Raw genomic sequence first — 17,947 nt, 5'->3', positions numbered from 1 at the left:
AACGCACGCCCGAATTCAACCAGATTGCCCGCGAAATCCACAGGAGCCCCCAATGACCAACCTACGCAGCGGCATCTTCCTCGCGCCGTTCCACAGCCTGGCGGAAAACCCCATTCTGGCCCTGGAACGGGACATGGAGCTACTCCAGCATCTGGACGCCCTGAACTATCACGAAGCCTGGATCGGCGAGCATCACTCCGGCGGCTTCGAGATTGTCGCCAGCCCCGAGGTCTTCATCGCCGCCGCCGCCGAACGCACGAAACACATCCGCCTCGGCACCGGCGTGGTGTCACTGCCCTACCACAACCCGTTCATCGTCGCCGACCGCATGGTCCAGCTCGACTACCAGACCCGCGGCCGAGCCATGCTCGGTGTCGGCCCTGGTTCGCTGGTGCATGACGCGAAGAAAATCGGCATCGACCCGGCCGACCAGCGCCGCATGATGAACGAATCCCTCGATGTGATCATCGAATTGCTGGCCGGCAAAAACGTCACCCGCAAAACCGATTGGTTCGACTTGCGCGACGCGCAACTGCAACTGCCCCCGTACACCCGCCCGCGCATGGAGATGGCGGTCGCCGCCGCCCGCTCCCCCGCCGGCGCGCTGGCCGCCGGACGCCACGGCCTCGGCATGCTGTCGATCGGCGGCACCAGCGACGACGCGCTGAAACACCACGCCAGCAACTGGGATCTCTACGCCACCACGGCAAAGGAAAACGGCCACACCCCGGACCGTAAGGACTGGCGCCTGGTCACCCTGATGCACATCGCCGAAACCCGCGAAAAGGCCCGTGAAAACGTCAAGCACGGCCTGGACCAGTTCTGTGACTACTTCCGCGATGTCGCGACGTTCCCGATCGTTCCAGGCGAAATCACCGACCGCTACCAATACATGGTCGACAGCGGCACCGCCTGCATCGGCACGCCGGACGATGCCATCGTATTCATAGAGCGTCTGCTGAAAGGGTCCGGCGGCTTCGGCGTCATCATGGAACTGGCACAGAACTGGGCCGACTGGGCCGAGACCAAGCGCCACTACGAGCTGATGGCCCGCTACGTCCACCCGCACTTCCAGTCGTCCCGCGAGTGGCGCACCGGCAGCTACGCCTACGCCCGCGACCACCACGACGAGTTCACCGGCCAGTCCGGCGCCGCCGTACAAGCGGAGATCGACCGGCTAGCGGCGAAGAAGCGGGCGGCCGAGTAACCCCAACTCCGCCCGTCATGCGGCGGAGTAACGCAACTCCGCTCGTCATGCCGATGCAGTTCGGCATCCACGCCTTCTGCCTCTCCAACCCAAGGCATGGATGGTGAGCCTTCGCTCACCATGACGACGAAAGGCCGGTGCCTCAATCTCTCGCCGGCCGGACATAAACACGCCCTACCGAACCGTCCGCCAAGCCGCCAGCGCGCCGAAAAGCTGCACCACGCCACCCAGCAGCATCGCGGCGCGCCACCCTTCCACACCACCGCCGCCCAGCGCGAAGGCCGCACCCAGCACCGCCACACCCATCGTGGCCCCAACCATGCGAGCGACATTGATCAGCGACGACGCGGTGCCCGACCGCTCCGGTCCCACCGCGTCAACCGCCACCGCCATCAGCGGCCCGGTGTTGATCCCCATGCCGATCCCGGTCAGCGCCAATCCCACCAATGCCGCCGGCAACGGCGCGCCAAGATGCGTCAGGCTCAGCGCTACGAGCCCCAGCCCAATAATGGCCGTTCCCCCGGCGGTCGACGCCCGCACGCCGATGCGCTGCGCCAAATGGCCGGACCGAGGCGCAATCACGAAGAACAGCACCGCGCATGGCGCCAATGCCAACCCGGCACCCCGAGCCGTCAGTAACCCGGACGACTGCCAAACCAGCGGCAGCAGAAAAATCATGCCGTAGATACCGAACGTCATCGCCGAAGTAGCCGCGACCGCCCCACGGAATGCCCCACCCCGGAACAAATCCAGCGGCACCAGCGCCCGCCCGCCCGCTCGGTGTTCCACCCTCAGGAACAACGGAATGGCGATCACCGCGACGGCTAGCGACACCACGCCGGCCCAGCCGCCTTCACGCAAGGCAATCACCCCGAACACCAGCCCGCCAAGGCTAACCGCACCCAGGACCTGCCCGGGGAAATCCAGGCTTCGGCCGGCCGGGCTCGCTGACTCCGGCACGACAACGCCCGCCAGCACCACCGCCGCGACCGCCAGCGGAACCGCGACCAGAAACACGGCCTGCCAGCCGAAATGCCCGATCAGCAGGCCGCCTAGCGTCGGCCCGATCACGAACGCCAACCCGTTGCAGCTCGCCCACACACCCAGCGCCCGCTGCCGTTCGGCCCGATCCGGCCAAACCACCCGCACGATCGCCAGCGAAGCCGGCAGCAGCATCGCCGCACCGACCCCCATCATCACACGAGCACCGACCAGCACGCCGATATCAGGCGACAGCACGCACCCCACCGAGGACACCGCGATCACCGCCGCCCCCGCCTGGAAAATCAGCCGCCGCCCGAACAGATCGGCGCACAGCCCGCCACTCAGCAGCAGCACCGCGTAGACCAGGTTGTAGGCGTCCAGCACCCATTGCAGCGAGGCGACGGACGCATGAAACGCCACCCCGATCTGCCGAGCGGCCAGGTTGACCACGGAGGTGTCAACCTGCGCGACCAGCACCCCCAGGCACAGCGTCAAAAGGATAAAACCGCGCCGGCGAGCGGTGTTCTCCACCGGCGCGACAATTTCGGCAACTTGGGAAAGCATGAATGGTCCCTTCGAACGTACTTCGAATGCCCATCATGCTAACGACCCCCTGCTGACACCGTCCTGTCAGCAGGCTCTACACGTCCCCGAGAGAACCCGTCCCAATCACTGCCCCATCCCGTGCAGGAACGAATGGATCGCCTGAGACACCAGCCCCGGCGTCTGCACCGACGCGAAATGCCCGCTGTTCAGCTCCAAAAACTGCGCCCCAGGAATTCGCCCGGCCATCGGCTCGATCACCGACCGAGGCCGCAGCCCATCGTGCCGCCCAGCCGTCACCAGCGCCGGACACCCAACCCGATCCAACTCATGCTCGATATTCTCCGCCGCCAGCATCCGATTGATTGCCGCGAAACTCTCCGGATCATTCCCCAGCCAACGCGCTCGAAATCCCTCGAACACAGCCTGGTTGTGCCGCACCACCGGTGGATATGAAGCAGCCAGGCTGGTCTCCACCACCCCACGCATCCCGCCCGCCTGCACGGCCGCCGCCCGATCCAGCGTCGCCTGCCGCCGATCCTCCCCCACGCCAACCGCCGGCCCATGCAGCACCAGCGCCGCCGCTCGGTCCGGGTAACGCACGGCGAAATGCACGGCGATCGCCGCCCCCACCGCAATGCCGGCCAGCGACACCTTGCCGGTGATCCCCAGCGCATCCAGCAGCCCGGCGAGGTCGCCGGCCATCTGGTCCCAGGTCACCGTCCCAGCGATCTTCTCCGACAACCCGGCCCCGCGCGTATCATAGCGCACCACCCGGCGGCTGGCGTTCAGCGCCGGAAGCACCTGGTCCCAGCTATCCAGCGTGCCACCCATTTCGTGCACCAGCACCAGGGTGGACGGCCCGGCGCCGCTGACCTCATACCGCAGGCTGGTGCCGTTGACTTCGATCCAGTTCATGGCAAACGTCCCCTTCCCCTCTTTGGCCCGCACGATACGGCGGACCGGATGCCTCGTGAAGGTGTGCGCATGTCCCAGACGATGACCCTGCATTGGTCCCCACGGTCGCCCTATGTCCGCAAGGTGATGATCGCGATCGCCGAGATGGGCCTGCAGGACCGCGTCCGCATCGTCCGGACCGTGACCGGCGGCACCACCCCGCATTGGGAGCTGATGAAGATCAACCCGGTCGGCAAAATTCCCACGCTGGAGCTGCCCGACGGCACCGCCATCTACGACTCCCCGGTGATCATCGAATATCTCGACACCCTGCACGACGGCCCGAAACTCTACCCAGCCGCCTGGCCCGAGCGCCTCACCGCGCTGCGTCGTCACGCCCTGGGCCAGGGGATGCTCGACAACGCCCTGCCGCTGTTGGCCGAGGGCTTCCGTCCCCCCGAACGCCAAAGCGAACCGCACAAGGCCCTGTGGCGCGCCAAGCTGGTCGCCTGCGTGGCGGCGCTGGAGGAAGAAGCAGAGGCCCTGGCGTCCAGCCGCTTCTCCGTCGGCCATCTCGCGATCGGCGTGGCGCTGGCCTACCTGGATTTCCGCTTCGCCGACCTGTCCTGGCGTGACGGCCACCCCGAACTCGCCGCCTGGCACGCGACGTTCAACGCCCGCCCGTCGGTGCAAGCGAACATGCCAGTGGACGACCGCTAAAATCATCCTGATCGGGAAGAATCATCCCCCGTTCGGGACAAATCCCCACCATTCTTACCGCTCAGGAAGTTTCTCCTTGCAAAGACCGGATTAACTTGCCATTCTTCCCGCTCGGGAAGATAACCACATGACCCCCCAACAGTTCGGCCAGACCATTCGCGCCTTCCGCCGCCGCCAGAAAATGACCCAGCGCGATCTGGCCCTAGTCATCGACACCGGCGAACGCTTCATCATCGATCTCGAGGCCGGCAAGACCACCTGCCAACTCGGCAAGGCCCTGGCCGCCGCACAGGCAGTCGGCTGGCACCTCCTGCCGCCCGATCCGCCGCCTCCATGACCATCCCGGTCTGGTACCAGGACCGCCATGTCGCCAGCATCGAGGACGGTCCGGTCCTCCGCTACGATCCCGACTGGCTGACCGCGGCCGACGCGTTCCCAGTCTCGGTCCGCATGCCCCTGGACCCGGGCGACGTTCCCGCGGAGGTGCTGATCCCATGGCTGCAGAACCTGCTGCCGGAGAGCGGGCCGCTCGACACCATAGGCCGCACCCTGGGCATCGCGCGTGGCGACGTCCTCGGGCTGCTGGAACGCATCGGCCGTGACACCGCCGGCGCGCTGACCATCGGTCCTCAGGGCCCAGACGAGACCCCCGGCTACCGCGACGTACCCGACGACAACGCGCTGGAATGCATCATCGACGCGCTGCCTGCCCGCCCTTTCCTGGCCGGCGACGAGGGTGTCTCCATGAGCCTCGCCGGCGCACAGGATAAGCTGCCCGTGGCCATCCGCAACGGGCATGTCGCCATCCCGATCCACGGCGCACCCTCCACCCACATCCTGAAGCCAGACAATCCCCGCCTGGCCGGCAGTGTCCAGAACGAGGCCCTGTGCCTGACCCTGGCCAGGCACAGCGGCCTGCCCGCAGCCGAAATCACCACCGGCAAAGCGGTGCTCGGTCCTATCTCCTGGTGACCCGCTACGACCGCGTTCCGGCGACCCCGTTGTGGTATCGCCTGCACCAGGAGGATTTTTGCCAGGCACTGGGCCGGCCACCGAGCGCGAAGTACCAGCACAATCAGAGTGGGACGCCGGGGCCGTCACTGATGGATTTCTTCGGGCTGACACGCGCATGCATGACAGGTGCCGATACACTGCGTCTGCTGGACGCGGTGATCTTCAACGTAATCATCGGCAACGTCGATTCGCATGCGAAAAACTATTCCATGCTGGTCGACCGGACCGGCTTTCGTTTCGCCCCGCTATACGACCTGATGTGCGGTGCGGCATGGGAAAGTATCACCCTGAACCATGCGCGGAGCATCGGCGGCCAACGCCGCGGCATGCACATCCAGCGCCGCGACTGGCAGCGCATGGCGGCTGACTGCGGCCTGAACGCCACCGCGACCGTCCGCCGGGTGATCCGCATGGCGGACCTGGTTTTCTCCAGGTTGGACCCTGCGATCGAGACTGTACGAAACCTGCCCGCCGCAGGCCACCATAACCTGGATGTTGCCCGCGACGAGATCCGCAAACTATGCGTCACCGTCCGCCGCAACGCAGAACGGGACACACCCTGACGGCGCCGGAAATCGAACCCAACACGGGCTACAAATCTCCCGATTCAATTATCCGAAGAGTAAATTGAACTCTCCATGTCGGTTGCGGCGGACAATAATTCTTCCCCGCGAAAGAGTGCTGACGACCCCTCGGGCTTCCTGATATGGCAACGTCCCGACCACTGCTACCGGCGAAACTGGTGTGGTAGGCTATCACGTCGGAGCGGATGATCGCGTATGCACTTGTTTTCCAGCGTTAACCCTTTCTTCATCCTTTCGGGGTTTTTCGTGGGCCTGCTGGTCGGACAGACCGGCGTCGGCGGCGGCTCTCTGATGACACCCATCCTGGTGCTGCTGTTCGGCATACATCCGTCAACGGCGGTGGGAACCGACCTGCTCTATGCATCGGCTACCAAGTCGGTCGGCACCCTGGTTCACGGCATGAACCACACGGTCGATTGGCGCATCGTCCGGCGGCTGGCGACGGGCAGCGTACCGGCGACGGTGCTAACGCTGCTGGCGATCTCCCACTATCACATCGGCGGCCCAGGCAGCGGACAGGTCATCTCGGTCGTCCTGGGAATCATGCTGCTGCTGACGGCGCTGTCGTTGATCTTCCGCCAATACTTCCTGAGCCTGATGGGACCACTGCTGGATCGCGTGACACCAAGCCAGGCCGCCAGCCTGACCGTGGTCACGGGCGTGGTCCTGGGCGCTCTGGTCACCCTATCCTCGGTGGGTGCCGGGGCGCTTGGCGTCACCGCGCTGCTGATGCTCTACCCGAGGACCCCAATGGCGGTGATCGTCGGGTCCGACATCGCCCACGCGGTGCCATTGACACTGATCGCCGGGGCCGGCCACTGGTGGCTGGGATCGGTGGACTGGCCGCTGCTGGCGACGCTGCTGAGCGGCTCGATCCCCGGCATCGTGCTGGGTAGCTACTTGTCCGCCCACATCCCCGACGCCGTCCTGCGCCCCATCCTGGCGGTGGTGTTATGCATCGTCGGCGGCCGACTGGTGTTTTAGGAGGAAGCCATGCGACGCAAGCGCCCATCATCGAGTGCTGGCACCCCCAACCGGGCTCCCCGCCGCCGCGACGTCGACCTGCCGGCCGTGCCGGTTTTTCGGATTGATTCCTTACCCGGCACGACACCGCAACCAGCGGAAACTGAAGACCACCCCGCCGACGAAGCCGTCAGGCGGATGGTCGAAGCCGCCTACACGTAACTCTGCTACCCATTCACCTGTCGCATCACCGAAACCCACTGATCCAGCATGGGTAAAATCGTATCCTCACCCTCCGACGGCAGGCTGGGATACACGATATCCACCCCCAACGCCTGATACTGCCCGATCAGCGCCGCATCGGGCAGCTGAGCGCCCATCACGATCTGCATCGCCGCCGGGTCGCGTCCCGCCTCCGCCGCCATCTCGCGGAACCGGGGAATCAATTCCGTCAGCGGCGTCTTGTTCGCCGCTGTCGCCTGCGGCATCCACCCGTCGCCATACCGTATCGCCCGCCTAGCGCTGTACGGAAACGCACCCCCGATCAGGATCGGCGGATGCGGCTTCTGCACCGGCTTCGGCCAAGCCGCCATCGGCCCGAAATCGACGAATTCCCCATGATATTCCGCCGTATCCTGCGTCCAGATTGCCTTCATCGCCTCGACCCGCTCGCGCGCCAGCTTGTGCCGGGACTCGAACACCGTGCCGTGGTTTTCCATCTCGTCCTGGTTCCAGCCATTGCCGATCCCGAACACGAAACGACCACCCGAGACCCGATCGATCGACGCCACCAGCTTCGCCGTCTGAATCGGATCCCGCTGCGCGATCAGGCAAACGCCTGTTCCCAGCTTCAACGTAGACGTCACCGCCGCCGCCGCCGTCAACGTCACAAATGGGTCCATCACGTCGTAGTAACGCTTAGGCAACTCTGCCCCGAGCACAAACGGAGTCTTCCGTGACACCGGAATATGCGAATGCTCCGGCGCCCACAAAATATCGAACCCTCGCTCCTCCAACGCTCGGCCCAACGCCACCGGCGTAATCGAGTAATCCGTGAAAAACATCGACGCGCCGAACTGCATGGGACCGTCTCCTTACTCAGCCGAAACCCTGACCAGTAGCTTGCCGAAATTCCGTCCGCTCAAGATGCCGGTCAGCGCGTCCGGCGCATTCTCCAGCCCGTCGATCACATCCTCCCGGTATTTCAGGCTGCCGTCCGCCACCCAAGGCGCCGCCAGCGAACGCCATTCGGTCATCCGCTCCGGCCGGTCCGAAACAATAAACCCCTGGATATGCACCCGCTTGCCCACGACGAAACCCAAATTCGGCCCGGCCGGAAAGGTGTGCTCATTATACTGCGAGACCATCCCGCACATCGCGACACGCGCGAACGCATTCAACTGGTCGAACACTGCCGCCTGCACCACGCCGCCGACATTCTCGAAATAGCAGTCGATGCCGTTCGGACACGCCGACCGCAGTTCCCGACCCAGATCCAACGACCGGTGATCCACGCAATCATCGAAACCCAGACTGTCCTGCACCCACAGGCACTTATCCGCACCGCCGGCAATGCCGACAACCCGAGCACCCGCCCGCTTGGCGATCTGCCCGGCAACCGATCCGACCGCGCCGGACGCCGCCGAAACAACAAACGTTTCCCCAGCCTTCGGCTTACAGATTTCCGTCACACCCGCATAAGCCGTCGCGCCCGGCATCCCCAGCACACCCAGATACGTCGACAGCGGCGCACCGCCCTTCGGGATCTTGACCAGCCGTTCTCCGGGAGTCACCGAATGCGTCTGCCACCCCCGAGCGCCCACGACGATATCACCTGGAACGAACGCAGGATCGGCCGACGCAACGACCTGCCCCACCGTCTCGCCAGTCATGACTTCACCGATCTGGATCGCCACCGCGTAAGTCTGTTCCTCCCGCAGCCGGCCCCGCATATACGGATCGATCGACAGAAACAGCGTCCGAGTCACCACCTCACCCGGGCCCGCCTTCGGGATGGCATCCTCGACAATGCCGAAATCCTCGGCCACCGGTTCGCCGCGCGGCCGGCTTTTCAGCACGACCGAACGGCGCAGCCCGCTGGCGCTCATGCCACCGCCTCGGCTTTCAGCACCAGGCGGCCGGTCACTTTGCCATCCCGCAGCCGCATCAGCGCCTCATGCGCCTGGCTTTGGGGCACCGTCGCCACCGGCAACGCCTCGAGTTCCCCGTCCTGCGCCAGCTTCACCAGCTCCCGCAGTTCCTTCGGGTTGCCCACATAGCTGCCGCGAACCGTCAGCGCCCGTATCGCCATGATCGGCAGCGGCAGCATCAGCTCGCCGCCGAACAGACCAACCTGGATCAGTTTCCCGCCTTTCGCCAACGCGCCGAAGGCAAACCTGGCCGTCGCCGTCCCGTTCACCAGGTCGATCACCGCCAGCACCGGCGCGCCCGCCGCCTCGATAATCCGCTTGGTCACCGTCGGCCCGTCACCACTGCCGTCCACCACCTTGTGTGCGCCCGCCTTCAGCGCCGCCTCACGCTTCTCGACACTGACATCCACACTGATGATGTTCTGGTGCTTCATCGCCTTCAGCACGGCGATGGCGTTCAGCCCCAGCCCACCCGCACCCACCAGCACGATCGGCTGCTCCGGCGCCAGCGGCATCGCCTTCTTGATCGCCGAAAACACCGTAATGCCCGAACACGCATAGGTCGCCGCCACTGCGGGATCCAACGAACCCGGATCAACCAGATGCCGAGGATGCGGCGCAACGACATGGGTGCCATAGCCGCCGTTCTGATACACGCCCAGGCTACGCGCCGCGACGATGCACATATTGTCTTCTTCGGCGAGGCAAGTCTCGCACTTGCCGCATCCAAGCCAAGGAAAAACAATCCGCAAGTCACCGATCTTCACGCCTTTGGCGTCCGGCCCCAGCTTCACCACCCGGCCAACAATCTCGTGCCCCATCGCCAGCGGCAAAACCACACCACGATCGACCAGCGACATCTTCTGCCCGCCGCCAACGTCGTAATAACCCTCCCAGATATGCAGGTCGGAGTGGCAAACGCCGCAATGAGTCACCTCAAGCAGAACCTCGGTGCCCGTCGGCTCCGGCGTCGGCAGCTCGATTTCCTTCAGGGGCTGCCCATTCTCAACCACGGCCCAAGCGCGCATGTCTGTCTCCTGCTTTCTGGCGTTCGACCGATGGATAGCGCGTGGGCGGGATTAAGCAAGACCGGGCTCTGCCCGGACCCGCAAAGGGCCATTGGCCCTTTGATCCCGCTTATTTTTTAGGGAAGGTGGGCAGGAGGGAGCGACGCAGACCTATCAACGGCCTCGGTCGCCCCTCCTGCCCACCTTCCCTAATAACCAGGTTCCAAGGGGCCTCGCCCCTTGGCGGGGTTCGGGGCAGAGCCCCGATCTTTGCCTTAAGCCGCCTCCGCCATCGTCGAAAGCTCGCAGCCGACGGTCGTGCGGTGCATGTCGCGCACTTCCTTTGGGTCGAACGGCCGAGCGCGGTGCATCGTGGCCCTGTTGTCCCACATCACCAGGTCCCACTGCTTCCACTCATGGGCGTAGACGAACTTCCGCTGGGTTGCGTGTTCGATCAAGTCGCGCAGCAGGGCGCGCGCTTCCGGCACCGGCCAGCCGACGATGGCACCGGCGTGGGACGCCAGATACAGCGACTTGCGGCCTGTCGACGGATGCCGCCGCACCAGCCGTTGCAGCACCGGCTTGAACCGAACGCGATCCTCCTCACTGAAATCGTCGAACCCCAACAGCGCTCGGGAGTACAGTTGGCTGTGCTCGCAAACCAGGTTCTCGATCTCCGCCTTCGTTTCGTCATCCAGCGTGTCGTAACCTGCCCGCATGTCGGCGAATTCGGTATTGCCGCCGGCCGCCGGAATCTTACGAGCCGACAACAGCGAGTATTTGGCAGGCACTTCCTTGAACGAACTGTCGGAGTGCCACAACCGGTTGCCCAGGCTGAACAGCCGCTTGCGATTGTCGCGCGCCAAGACCTGGTTGTCGTTATCCAGGTTGGAGATGTCGTTCACGAGCGCCGACTCGATACGCCGAGCCTTGCCCCAGTTCAGGTCGCCACTGGCTTCCTCCAGCATGCCGAAATTGCGGGAGTACGCCAGTTGCGTTTCGTCATCGAAGTGCTGGCCGTGAAAGACCAGCACACCGTAATGGTCCATACCCTTTTCGATCGAGGTGGCTTCCTCGCCGGTCAACTTCCGGGTGATATCGATGCCCGACACTTCGCCGCCGAAAAACGGGCGAGAAACAGCGTCGAGCGGACGGATCGAAAATGTCATGATATAAGTCCCTTACTCAGTGCAGTTCCGCCAGACCCATCGCATGGCCGAAGCGGCGGGACGGTTCTGACGGATCGCCATACTTACGGTGCATGGCGGTATGATAGGCGGCCACCAGTAACAGCTTGTCACGGTCCGGCTGCCGGTTGGTGCCGAAATCCATCAGCATGCACTGAGCGATTTCCTGGTTGTGCGGATCATTGCCCAACTTGCACGCCGCCAGAGCAATACGTTGCACAAGCCGATCCCGCTCACTCACGTTGTCGCAGTACGCCTGCGTCCAACCCACGGCCTCATCCCCGTTCAGGGCACAGATCGCGGTATCGACCCGGTCCAGCAACTGATCCGCGCTCAGCGATCCCGCACCCGAGGGAACCTGTGACGGCACCGGATGCACCTCACCCAGGCCCTGCTGGTTGTACGCAACCTTGTTGGCGAACATCGCCGCGACGTACAGCAGCCGCAGCCGCCGCGGATGGTCGAAGTTGTCGTAAAACCACGCCAGCGTGTTGTGATATTCGTAGCAGTGATGCGGCATGTTGAACGCGTTCGGATCCCGCGTTTCCAGCACCAGTTGTCCCACCGCCAACTGCAGCACATCCAGGATCCGCCGAGGGTCTTTGCCGGCCTTCAGCAGCTTGGTGACCGCTTCCAGCGTCTCGATATCCCCCTGCCGCAACACGGCGTGGGTGAATTCCGCGGCTTCCTGCTGGTTCACCGGCTGGGTGTTGCGCAGCACCGTCAGTTCGGCCTCGCTGACGCCGCCATACGGAACCGCGCGCAACGTTTCGCCTTCGATCATCATCTTGACGTAGTTGCAGGCGACTTCATACGTCGAATACCAGCGCGGCCCGACGGCGATATCCAGCGCCCCGGCATACACCACATTATGGGCATTCTCCCAGCCCAGCGCGTTGCCGATCTCAACGGTCGAACGAGCCCGATACGCCTTATGACCCGTCGTATAAGACCGGTTGTGCAGCACCCGATCCTGCACATCGATCAGGCCAGCGAACACCATCTCGGCCAGCACCTGCTTCCGTTCGGCGCTGTTTTGCATCAGCCCGAGGAACACCCGGTATGCCTCGATCACCTCGCCGCGGTGCACCAGCGTCATCCAGTTGTTCAGACGGTCCTTCAGCGGGCCGCCCAGCGCGGTCGGTTCCTGATCCGGCCAGTAGACATGCGGCGCCGGCGGCGCTTCCTCCACCTGACTATTGCCGCGATGACGGGTGTAGTGACCGGGCGCCTGATCGATCTTCTGCGCCCAGATATCCAGGCCGGTGGGGATGTACCAGATCGTCTGTGCCATCGGCAGCATCGCCAGATGCGAGGGCAGCATCCGGTTCAGATTGATGGTGGCACGTGCACTCAGCAGGCAATGGTCATTGTTGACGAAATTGGGGTACCCATCGTCGATCCGCTCGTGATAGGGCACATGCGTATAGGGCGCGTGGATACGAACGCCCTCGGCGATGATTTCCGTCAACGGCCGGCCGGCGCGCACCAGGTCGTAATAGACATCGCTGGCGCCCTTCTGGTCACGCATCAGGCAGCGGTCTTCCAACTTGTCATATAGACCGCGCACCGCGCTGTTGCCCCTGGCATCCGAAGCGATATTGGTGTCCACCTTTGTTCCCTCCGACTATTCCCTGTCGATCCTACGCTTGACATGCTGGCGGCGACAACCATCGTGAGGCTTGACAGAGGGGAAAACGGCACAATGAGCAGCACCTGGACCGTCAGCGTCGTGGCCGGAACCGGCGAACAAGGCTATTCCGGAGACGGATCAGCCGCCACCGCCGCCCGACTGAACAATCCATTCGACCTGACGTTTCTCCCGGACGGAGACTTGGTTTTTTCCGACACCTTCAACCATTGCATCCGCCGGGTCGATACCGCAACAGGAACCATATCGACGATCTGCGGCACCGGCCGGAAGGGATTTGCCGGCGACGGCGGCCCCGCGTCGCACGCAGAGCTGAACGAACCCTACGGCGTAGTCGCCGACCGTTCAGGTCGCGTGTTTTTCGCCGACCGGTTGAATCGCCGGGTACGCGTTATCGATACCAGCGGCACGATCTCCACTTTGGCGGGCGACGGCGCCGGAACCTACAGCGGTGACGGTGGACCCGCCGCCGTCGCTGGATTGGCCGAACCGAACGGCCTCGCCCTCAGCCCCGACCAAACAAGGCTGTTCATCGCCGACGTCGCCGGCCACCGGGTTCGCGTGGTGGACCTGACGACCAACACAATCCAGACATTCGCCGGGACAGGCGAGGCACGCCACGACGGCGACGGCGGCCCCGCAACCCAAGCGGCGGTGTTCGGCGCCCGAGCGGTGGCGTTTGCCCCCGATGGATCGCTGTATGTGATGGAGCGCCAAGGAAGCTGCATCCGCCGCATCCGCGACGGCATCATCGAAACCGTTGCCGGCACCGGCGCCCGTGGCTACGCCGGAGACGGCGGCGATGCGCGTCTCGCGGTGTTCGACGCACCGAAGGAAATGGCGGTCGATCTGGACGGCAACATCTTCGTTGTGGATACGGAGAGCCACGCGATCCGGCGGATCGATGCGAAGACCTGGACCGTAACGACGATCGCCTCAGGCTTGGCCCGTCCGCACGGGGCACTGGTCGCACCGGATGGCAGCGTACTGGTAGGAGATAGCGAACATCATCAGGTGGTGCGGCTGGTGAGGGGATAGGAGCTTGATTATTTCACCGCACGCCGCACCACTGGCATCAATCCCCGTTACTCAAATGGATACGAACAGGGCCCGTTCCACGATCCAAAGCGACCCGCCCGGTGATCGCACGTCGGCCAAAGCCAGGAAATCCCGCAGCCGATCCAGCAACGATCGGGGCGTCACCCGAGCTCCTGGCTCCAATACGACCAATTCCGCGCTACGTTCGGGCGGAAACCGCAAAACCTGACCGAAGTCGTGATCCAAGGTAATCAGGATCCGATCTTCGCCAGCACACACATCGAACAACGCTTCGTCGCTTGCACCCTGAAGGTTCTGATCCCGCACCGTCATCACGTCATGACCGGCCGACCTCAGCTATTCCAGGCCGCGGCGCCCAATGTTCTCATCCAGCTTGATCTTCATTCACGCCACACGCTCCAACGGTACCGGCAGGATTCGCTCGCGCGACATCTCAGCGCCATAGGCGATCGCCGCCATGACATCCAGATGCGCCAACTGAGGATATTCCGAGAGCAATTCCACCTCGGTCATACCATCCGCGAGAAAATCCAGGATCAGCGCGACCCAAAGGCGAGTGCCTTTGATGCACGGCTTTCCACCACAGATCGCGGGATCGATGGAGATCCGGTCAAGCAGCGCGTTCACGGACGATCATCCTTGCCGACAGATCGAGCGATCCTATCATCCAATCCCGGCCCCAGCCACCTACCCCCCAACAACCCTCCGCATAATCGCCACCGCCTCCTCGATCTGCCCCGCATCCACATCCAGATGCGTGCAAGCCCGCCCCCGATACGCCTCCGACACCGACACAGTCACCCCCAGCGGCCGCAACCGGCTCGCGAACTCCGCCGCCGTCAGCCCCGTCCCCGTGGTGTCGAAGAACACCAGGTTCGTCTCCGGCGTCTCCACCGTAATCCCCGGTATCTGCGCCATACCTTGAGCCAACGCCGCCGCGTTCCGGTGATCGTCCGCCAGCCGGTCGATATTATGCTCCAACGCGTAGATACAGGCCGCCGCGTTCATCCCCCCCTGCCGCATCGACCCGCCCAGACGCTGCTTCCACCGCCACGCCTCACCAATAAAGTCCCGAGGCCCCGCCAGCACCGCCCCCAACGGCGCCCCCAGCCCCTTGGTGAAATCCACCCATACCGTATCGCACGAAGCCGTCACGTCACTCGCCGCCACCCGCAACGCCACCGCCGCGTTCAGCACCCGAGCGCCATCCATATGCACCTTCATGCCGTGCGCATGCGCCACATCCGCCACCGCCCGCAGCTCATCCACCGTCCAGCACGCCCCGCCACCCTTGTTGGCGGTCTGCTCCACCTCCACCAGCCGCTGCGGCGGCGAGTAGCGCGACACCGGCCGCACCGCCCCAAGCAGCGTCTTGGCGCTGAAAATACCCCGCTCGCCGGCCAACCCGCGGATCATCACCCCGCTGATCGCACCGGGACCACCGGCCTCGCTGGACTGGATATGCGCATCCTCATGCGCCAGGATCTCGTCACCCGGCCGGCAATGCGTGGCGATCGCCACCTGGTTGCACATCGTGCCGGACGGCATGAACATCGCCGCCTCCTTGCCCAGCAGAGCCGCCGTCCGATCGCATAGCTCCCATACCGTGGGATCGGAGCCACCCTGCTCATCCCCCATCTCCGCCTCCAGCATCGCCTCCTTCATGGCCCGCGAAGGCCGCGTATGCGTGTCGGAGTAAAGGTCGATACGGACAGGCAAACCAAAATCGGCCCGCGCAGGTTCGTAGCTCATGGCGATACACTCCATCGACTGGGACGCTGGTCGTACCAGAAGGGGCATTGCCTGCAAAGCCGCCACGTCGGATGCTAACGGTTCGTTCACAAAGGTGCCGGATGAAATTCTCCAACTTCCTGTTTCCCGCCGCCATGTCGGCCGCCGATGACGGACGCATCATCGACGAGACCCTCCAGGAAGCCCAACTGACCGATGCGCTCGGGTACGACACGATCTGGCTGGCGGAGCATCATTTCGACGGCATCGTCGCCTACGTCGATCCGGTCAGCTTCGCCGCCGCCCTCGCCGTCGCCACGACACGCGCCCGCATCGGCTTCGCGGTGGCGCAGATGGCGCTGCACCACCCCATCCGCTTCGCCGAACAGATCGCCCTGCTCGACCATCTCAGCAAAGGTCGGATGATCGTCGGCCTGGGCCGCGGCACCGCCTACAACATCTACGACTACCAAGGCTACGGCATCGACCACACCGAGGCCCAGGCCCGCTTCGAGGAAGCCGAAGCCATCATGTTCGAGGCCTGGAAAGGCCAACCGCTGGACCACCACGGCCAGTTCTTCAACCTGAAACTGCCCGAACTACGCCCCGCCGTGTTCACCAAGCCGCATCCCTACGTGATCCGCGCCGCCGCCACCGAACACGGCATGCTGGACATCGCCCGCCGCGGCAACCCGTTCATGATGAATGTCCAGAGCAACGCCATCACCACACAGCGCATGGACCTGTATCGACAGACCCTGCGCGAGACCGGCCTGGACGACGCCGCCATCGCGACGAAATCCGACGAATGCTGGGCCTGGCGCAACGTCTTCGTCGCCGAAACCGACGCCGAGGCCGAACGCATCGCCGTCCCCGCCTTCATCGCCATGCACGAACACCGCGTCGCCATGCGCAACCGTATCTACGCGGAGCAGAAAGCCTCCATCCTGCCGATGCCACCGCCAGGCTCCGCGCCGCCCGCCCACGCCGCCATCGAGCACGCGCTGGTCTGCGGCTCCCCCGCGACGGTGGCCGAGAAACTCGGCCCCCTGAAGGCCGCCGGCGTCGGCGGCCTGATCATGCAGTTCCGCCTCGGCCCGATAAGCTACGAACAGGCCGCCGCCAGCCTCACCCTGTTCAATCAGAAGGTGGCGCCTGAACTGTGACCGAGGACGAGGGTACCGCCCACTGGCAGCGCAACCTGTGGGTCTGCGTGTTCGGGTCGCTGACCACGATCATCGCGATGACGCTGCTGCTGCCATTCCTGCCGCTCTACGTTGAGCAACTCGGCGTCACCGATCACGCCGCGATCGTGCAATGGTCCGGCGTGGCCTATGGCGCGACCTTCCTCACCGCCGCATTGACCGCGCCGCTATGGGGCCGACTAGGCGACCAATACGGCCGCAAACTGATGCTGATCCGCGCCAGCCTGGGCATGGCGGTCGCGATGTCACTGATCGGCCTGTCGCAGAACGTCTATCAACTTGTCGGACTGAGGCTGCTGACCGGTCTGTTGGGCGGCTACTCCTCCGGCTCAATGACCCTGGTCGCCACACAAACCCCCCGCGCCAAAACCGCCTGGGCGCTCGGGATGATGTCATCCGGGATCATGGCCGGAAACCTGATCGGCCCACTGATCGGCGGCGCCCTGCCGCCGTTGATCGGCATCCGCATGACCTTTCTGGCCGCGGGCGGCATCATCTTCGTCGCGTTCCTGGCCACCACCTTCCTGATCAAGGAGGCACCGCGCCCACGCCGATCCCGAGCCTCGAAGCAGAAGACCGGATTTGCCTCGATCCCCGACAAAGGCCCGGTGATGGCCATGCTGGCGACCGGCATGCTGCTGATGTTCGCCAACATGTCGATCGAGCCGATCATCACGGTCTACGTCGCGCAAATCGTTCCCAACCCGGCGCACGTCACCCTCACCGCCGGCTTCGTGATGGCAGCGGCGGCCCTGGGCAGCATCATTTCGGCATCGAGGCTCGGGAAACTGGCCGACCGGATCGGCCACTGGACGGTCATCGTCGGCTGCCTGCTGGTCTGCGCCGCCCTGCTGATCCCCCAGGCCTTCGTCACCGCCGGCTGGCAACTGATCGGGTTGCGCTTCCTGATGGGCCTGTCGCTGGGCGGCCTGCTGCCCTGCATCGCGACAGTGATCCGCCACAACGTCCCCGAACGCAGCGCCGGCAGCATCCTGGGCTATTCGACCTCCTCACAATACGTCGGCCAGGTCGCCGGCCCATTGGC

At 64.5% G+C, this 17,947-nt stretch carries 20 protein-coding genes; 10 read left to right on the top strand and 10 right to left on the bottom strand.

Annotated features, from left to right (window positions below):
* Window positions 1-52: 52 nt before the first annotated feature.
* Window positions 53-1,207 carry an LLM class flavin-dependent oxidoreductase gene (locus GSQ89_RS08510; RefSeq protein ID WP_158923987.1) on the top strand — a complete coding sequence of 385 codons (1,155 nt, stop codon included), beginning with the start codon at window positions 53-55 and terminating at the stop codon, window positions 1,205-1,207.
* A 174-nt stretch (window positions 1,208-1,381) separates the two neighbouring features.
* On the opposite strand, the gene GSQ89_RS08505 is transcribed toward GSQ89_RS08510, so the two are convergent.
* Both GSQ89_RS08505 and GSQ89_RS08500 read right to left on the bottom strand, forming a co-directional pair.
* Complete coding sequence (locus GSQ89_RS08505) at window positions 1,382-2,755, bottom strand: MFS transporter (RefSeq protein ID WP_158923985.1); 1,374 nt, start codon at window positions 2,753-2,755, stop codon at window positions 1,382-1,384.
* 105 nt (window positions 2,756-2,860) lie between these two features.
* Window positions 2,861-3,652 carry an alpha/beta fold hydrolase gene (locus GSQ89_RS08500; protein WP_158923983.1) on the bottom strand — a complete coding sequence of 264 codons (792 nt, stop codon included), beginning with the start codon at window positions 3,650-3,652 and terminating at the stop codon, window positions 2,861-2,863.
* 69 nt (window positions 3,653-3,721) lie between these two features.
* Here GSQ89_RS08500 and GSQ89_RS08495 point away from each other — a divergent pair, with 69 nt between their 5' ends.
* The 6 genes from GSQ89_RS08495 to GSQ89_RS08475 all read left to right on the top strand — a co-directional run bounded on the left by GSQ89_RS08495 (window position 3,722) and on the right by GSQ89_RS08475 (window position 7,134).
* Complete coding sequence (locus tag GSQ89_RS08495; RefSeq protein WP_216856066.1) at window positions 3,722-4,351, top strand: glutathione S-transferase family protein; 630 nt, start codon at window positions 3,722-3,724, stop codon at window positions 4,349-4,351.
* 127 nt (window positions 4,352-4,478) lie between these two features.
* Window positions 4,479-4,688, top strand: a complete 210-nt coding sequence (locus GSQ89_RS08490) for a helix-turn-helix domain-containing protein (protein WP_158923981.1) — start codon at window positions 4,479-4,481, stop codon at window positions 4,686-4,688.
* On the top strand, window positions 4,685-5,323 hold the full coding sequence (locus GSQ89_RS38400; RefSeq protein WP_216856065.1) for a HipA N-terminal domain-containing protein: 639 nt from the start codon (window positions 4,685-4,687) through the stop codon (window positions 5,321-5,323). Before GSQ89_RS08490 ends, GSQ89_RS38400 begins: the two co-directional genes overlap by 4 nt.
* A complete protein-coding gene (locus GSQ89_RS38395; RefSeq protein ID WP_216856064.1) occupies window positions 5,320-5,928 on the top strand; it encodes a HipA domain-containing protein in 609 nt (202 codons plus the stop codon). The genes GSQ89_RS38400 and GSQ89_RS38395 overlap by 4 nt, the downstream gene beginning before the upstream one ends.
* 216 nt (window positions 5,929-6,144) lie before the next feature.
* Window positions 6,145-6,933: a sulfite exporter TauE/SafE family protein gene (locus GSQ89_RS08480; RefSeq protein ID WP_158923979.1), complete on the top strand. Its 789-nt coding sequence runs from the start codon at window positions 6,145-6,147 to the stop codon at window positions 6,931-6,933.
* 9 nt (window positions 6,934-6,942) lie between these two features.
* Window positions 6,943-7,134, top strand: a complete 192-nt coding sequence (locus tag GSQ89_RS08475) for a hypothetical protein (RefSeq protein WP_158923977.1) — start codon at window positions 6,943-6,945, stop codon at window positions 7,132-7,134.
* Window positions 7,135-7,139: 5 nt separating this feature from the next.
* On the opposite strand, the gene GSQ89_RS08470 is transcribed toward GSQ89_RS08475, so the two are convergent.
* The 5 genes from GSQ89_RS08470 to GSQ89_RS08450 all read right to left on the bottom strand — a co-directional run bounded on the left by GSQ89_RS08470 (window position 7,140) and on the right by GSQ89_RS08450 (window position 12,868).
* Entirely contained in the window at window positions 7,140-7,994 is an 855-nt protein-coding gene (locus tag GSQ89_RS08470; RefSeq protein ID WP_158923975.1) for an LLM class F420-dependent oxidoreductase, read from the bottom strand.
* Between the two features lie 12 nt (window positions 7,995-8,006).
* On the bottom strand, window positions 8,007-9,020 hold the full coding sequence (locus tag GSQ89_RS08465; RefSeq protein WP_158923973.1) for an NADP-dependent oxidoreductase: 1,014 nt from the start codon (window positions 9,018-9,020) through the stop codon (window positions 8,007-8,009).
* Window positions 9,017-10,090 (bottom strand): alcohol dehydrogenase, encoded by a 1,074-nt coding sequence (locus tag GSQ89_RS08460; protein ID WP_158923971.1) that lies wholly within the window; start codon window positions 10,088-10,090, stop codon window positions 9,017-9,019. Before GSQ89_RS08460 ends, GSQ89_RS08465 begins: the two co-directional genes overlap by 4 nt.
* A gap of 254 nt (window positions 10,091-10,344) precedes the next feature.
* Window positions 10,345-11,238: a TauD/TfdA family dioxygenase gene (locus tag GSQ89_RS08455; RefSeq protein WP_158923969.1), complete on the bottom strand. Its 894-nt coding sequence runs from the start codon at window positions 11,236-11,238 to the stop codon at window positions 10,345-10,347.
* A 16-nt stretch (window positions 11,239-11,254) separates the two neighbouring features.
* Window positions 11,255-12,868 (bottom strand): hypothetical protein, encoded by a 1,614-nt coding sequence (locus GSQ89_RS08450; protein ID WP_158923967.1) that lies wholly within the window; start codon window positions 12,866-12,868, stop codon window positions 11,255-11,257.
* 93 nt (window positions 12,869-12,961) lie between these two features.
* On the opposite strand from GSQ89_RS08450, the gene GSQ89_RS08445 reads away from it, so the two are divergent.
* On the top strand, window positions 12,962-13,945 hold the full coding sequence (locus tag GSQ89_RS08445; RefSeq protein WP_158923965.1) for an SMP-30/gluconolactonase/LRE family protein: 984 nt from the start codon (window positions 12,962-12,964) through the stop codon (window positions 13,943-13,945).
* A 51-nt stretch (window positions 13,946-13,996) separates the two neighbouring features.
* On the opposite strand, the gene GSQ89_RS40040 is transcribed toward GSQ89_RS08445, so the two are convergent.
* Genes GSQ89_RS40040 through GSQ89_RS08430 form a run of 3 tightly spaced genes read right to left on the bottom strand, consistent with a single transcriptional unit; the run spans window position 13,997 to window position 15,718 of the window.
* Complete coding sequence (locus GSQ89_RS40040) at window positions 13,997-14,302, bottom strand: DUF5615 family PIN-like protein (protein ID WP_371734237.1); 306 nt, start codon at window positions 14,300-14,302, stop codon at window positions 13,997-13,999.
* 48 nt (window positions 14,303-14,350) lie between these two features.
* On the bottom strand, window positions 14,351-14,593 hold the full coding sequence (locus GSQ89_RS08435) for a DUF433 domain-containing protein (RefSeq protein WP_158923961.1): 243 nt from the start codon (window positions 14,591-14,593) through the stop codon (window positions 14,351-14,353).
* Window positions 14,594-14,653: 60 nt separating this feature from the next.
* Window positions 14,654-15,718: a low specificity L-threonine aldolase gene (locus GSQ89_RS08430; protein ID WP_158923959.1), complete on the bottom strand. Its 1,065-nt coding sequence runs from the start codon at window positions 15,716-15,718 to the stop codon at window positions 14,654-14,656.
* A 101-nt stretch (window positions 15,719-15,819) separates the two neighbouring features.
* On the opposite strand from GSQ89_RS08430, the gene GSQ89_RS08425 reads away from it, so the two are divergent.
* Window positions 15,820-16,863 (top strand): LLM class flavin-dependent oxidoreductase, encoded by a 1,044-nt coding sequence (locus GSQ89_RS08425; protein ID WP_158923957.1) that lies wholly within the window; start codon window positions 15,820-15,822, stop codon window positions 16,861-16,863.
* On the top strand, window positions 16,860-17,947 hold a 1,088-nt coding region (locus GSQ89_RS08420; protein WP_216856063.1), incomplete at its 3' end, for an MFS transporter. The genes GSQ89_RS08425 and GSQ89_RS08420, both read left to right, overlap by 4 nt.

It is taken from the genome of Acidisphaera sp. S103, assembly GCF_009765975.1.
Classification (GTDB): Bacteria; Pseudomonadota; Alphaproteobacteria; order Acetobacterales; family Acetobacteraceae; genus Rhodopila.
Note: the sequence above shows the minus strand (reverse complement) of the source record. Positions and strands in the feature narration are given on the sequence as shown.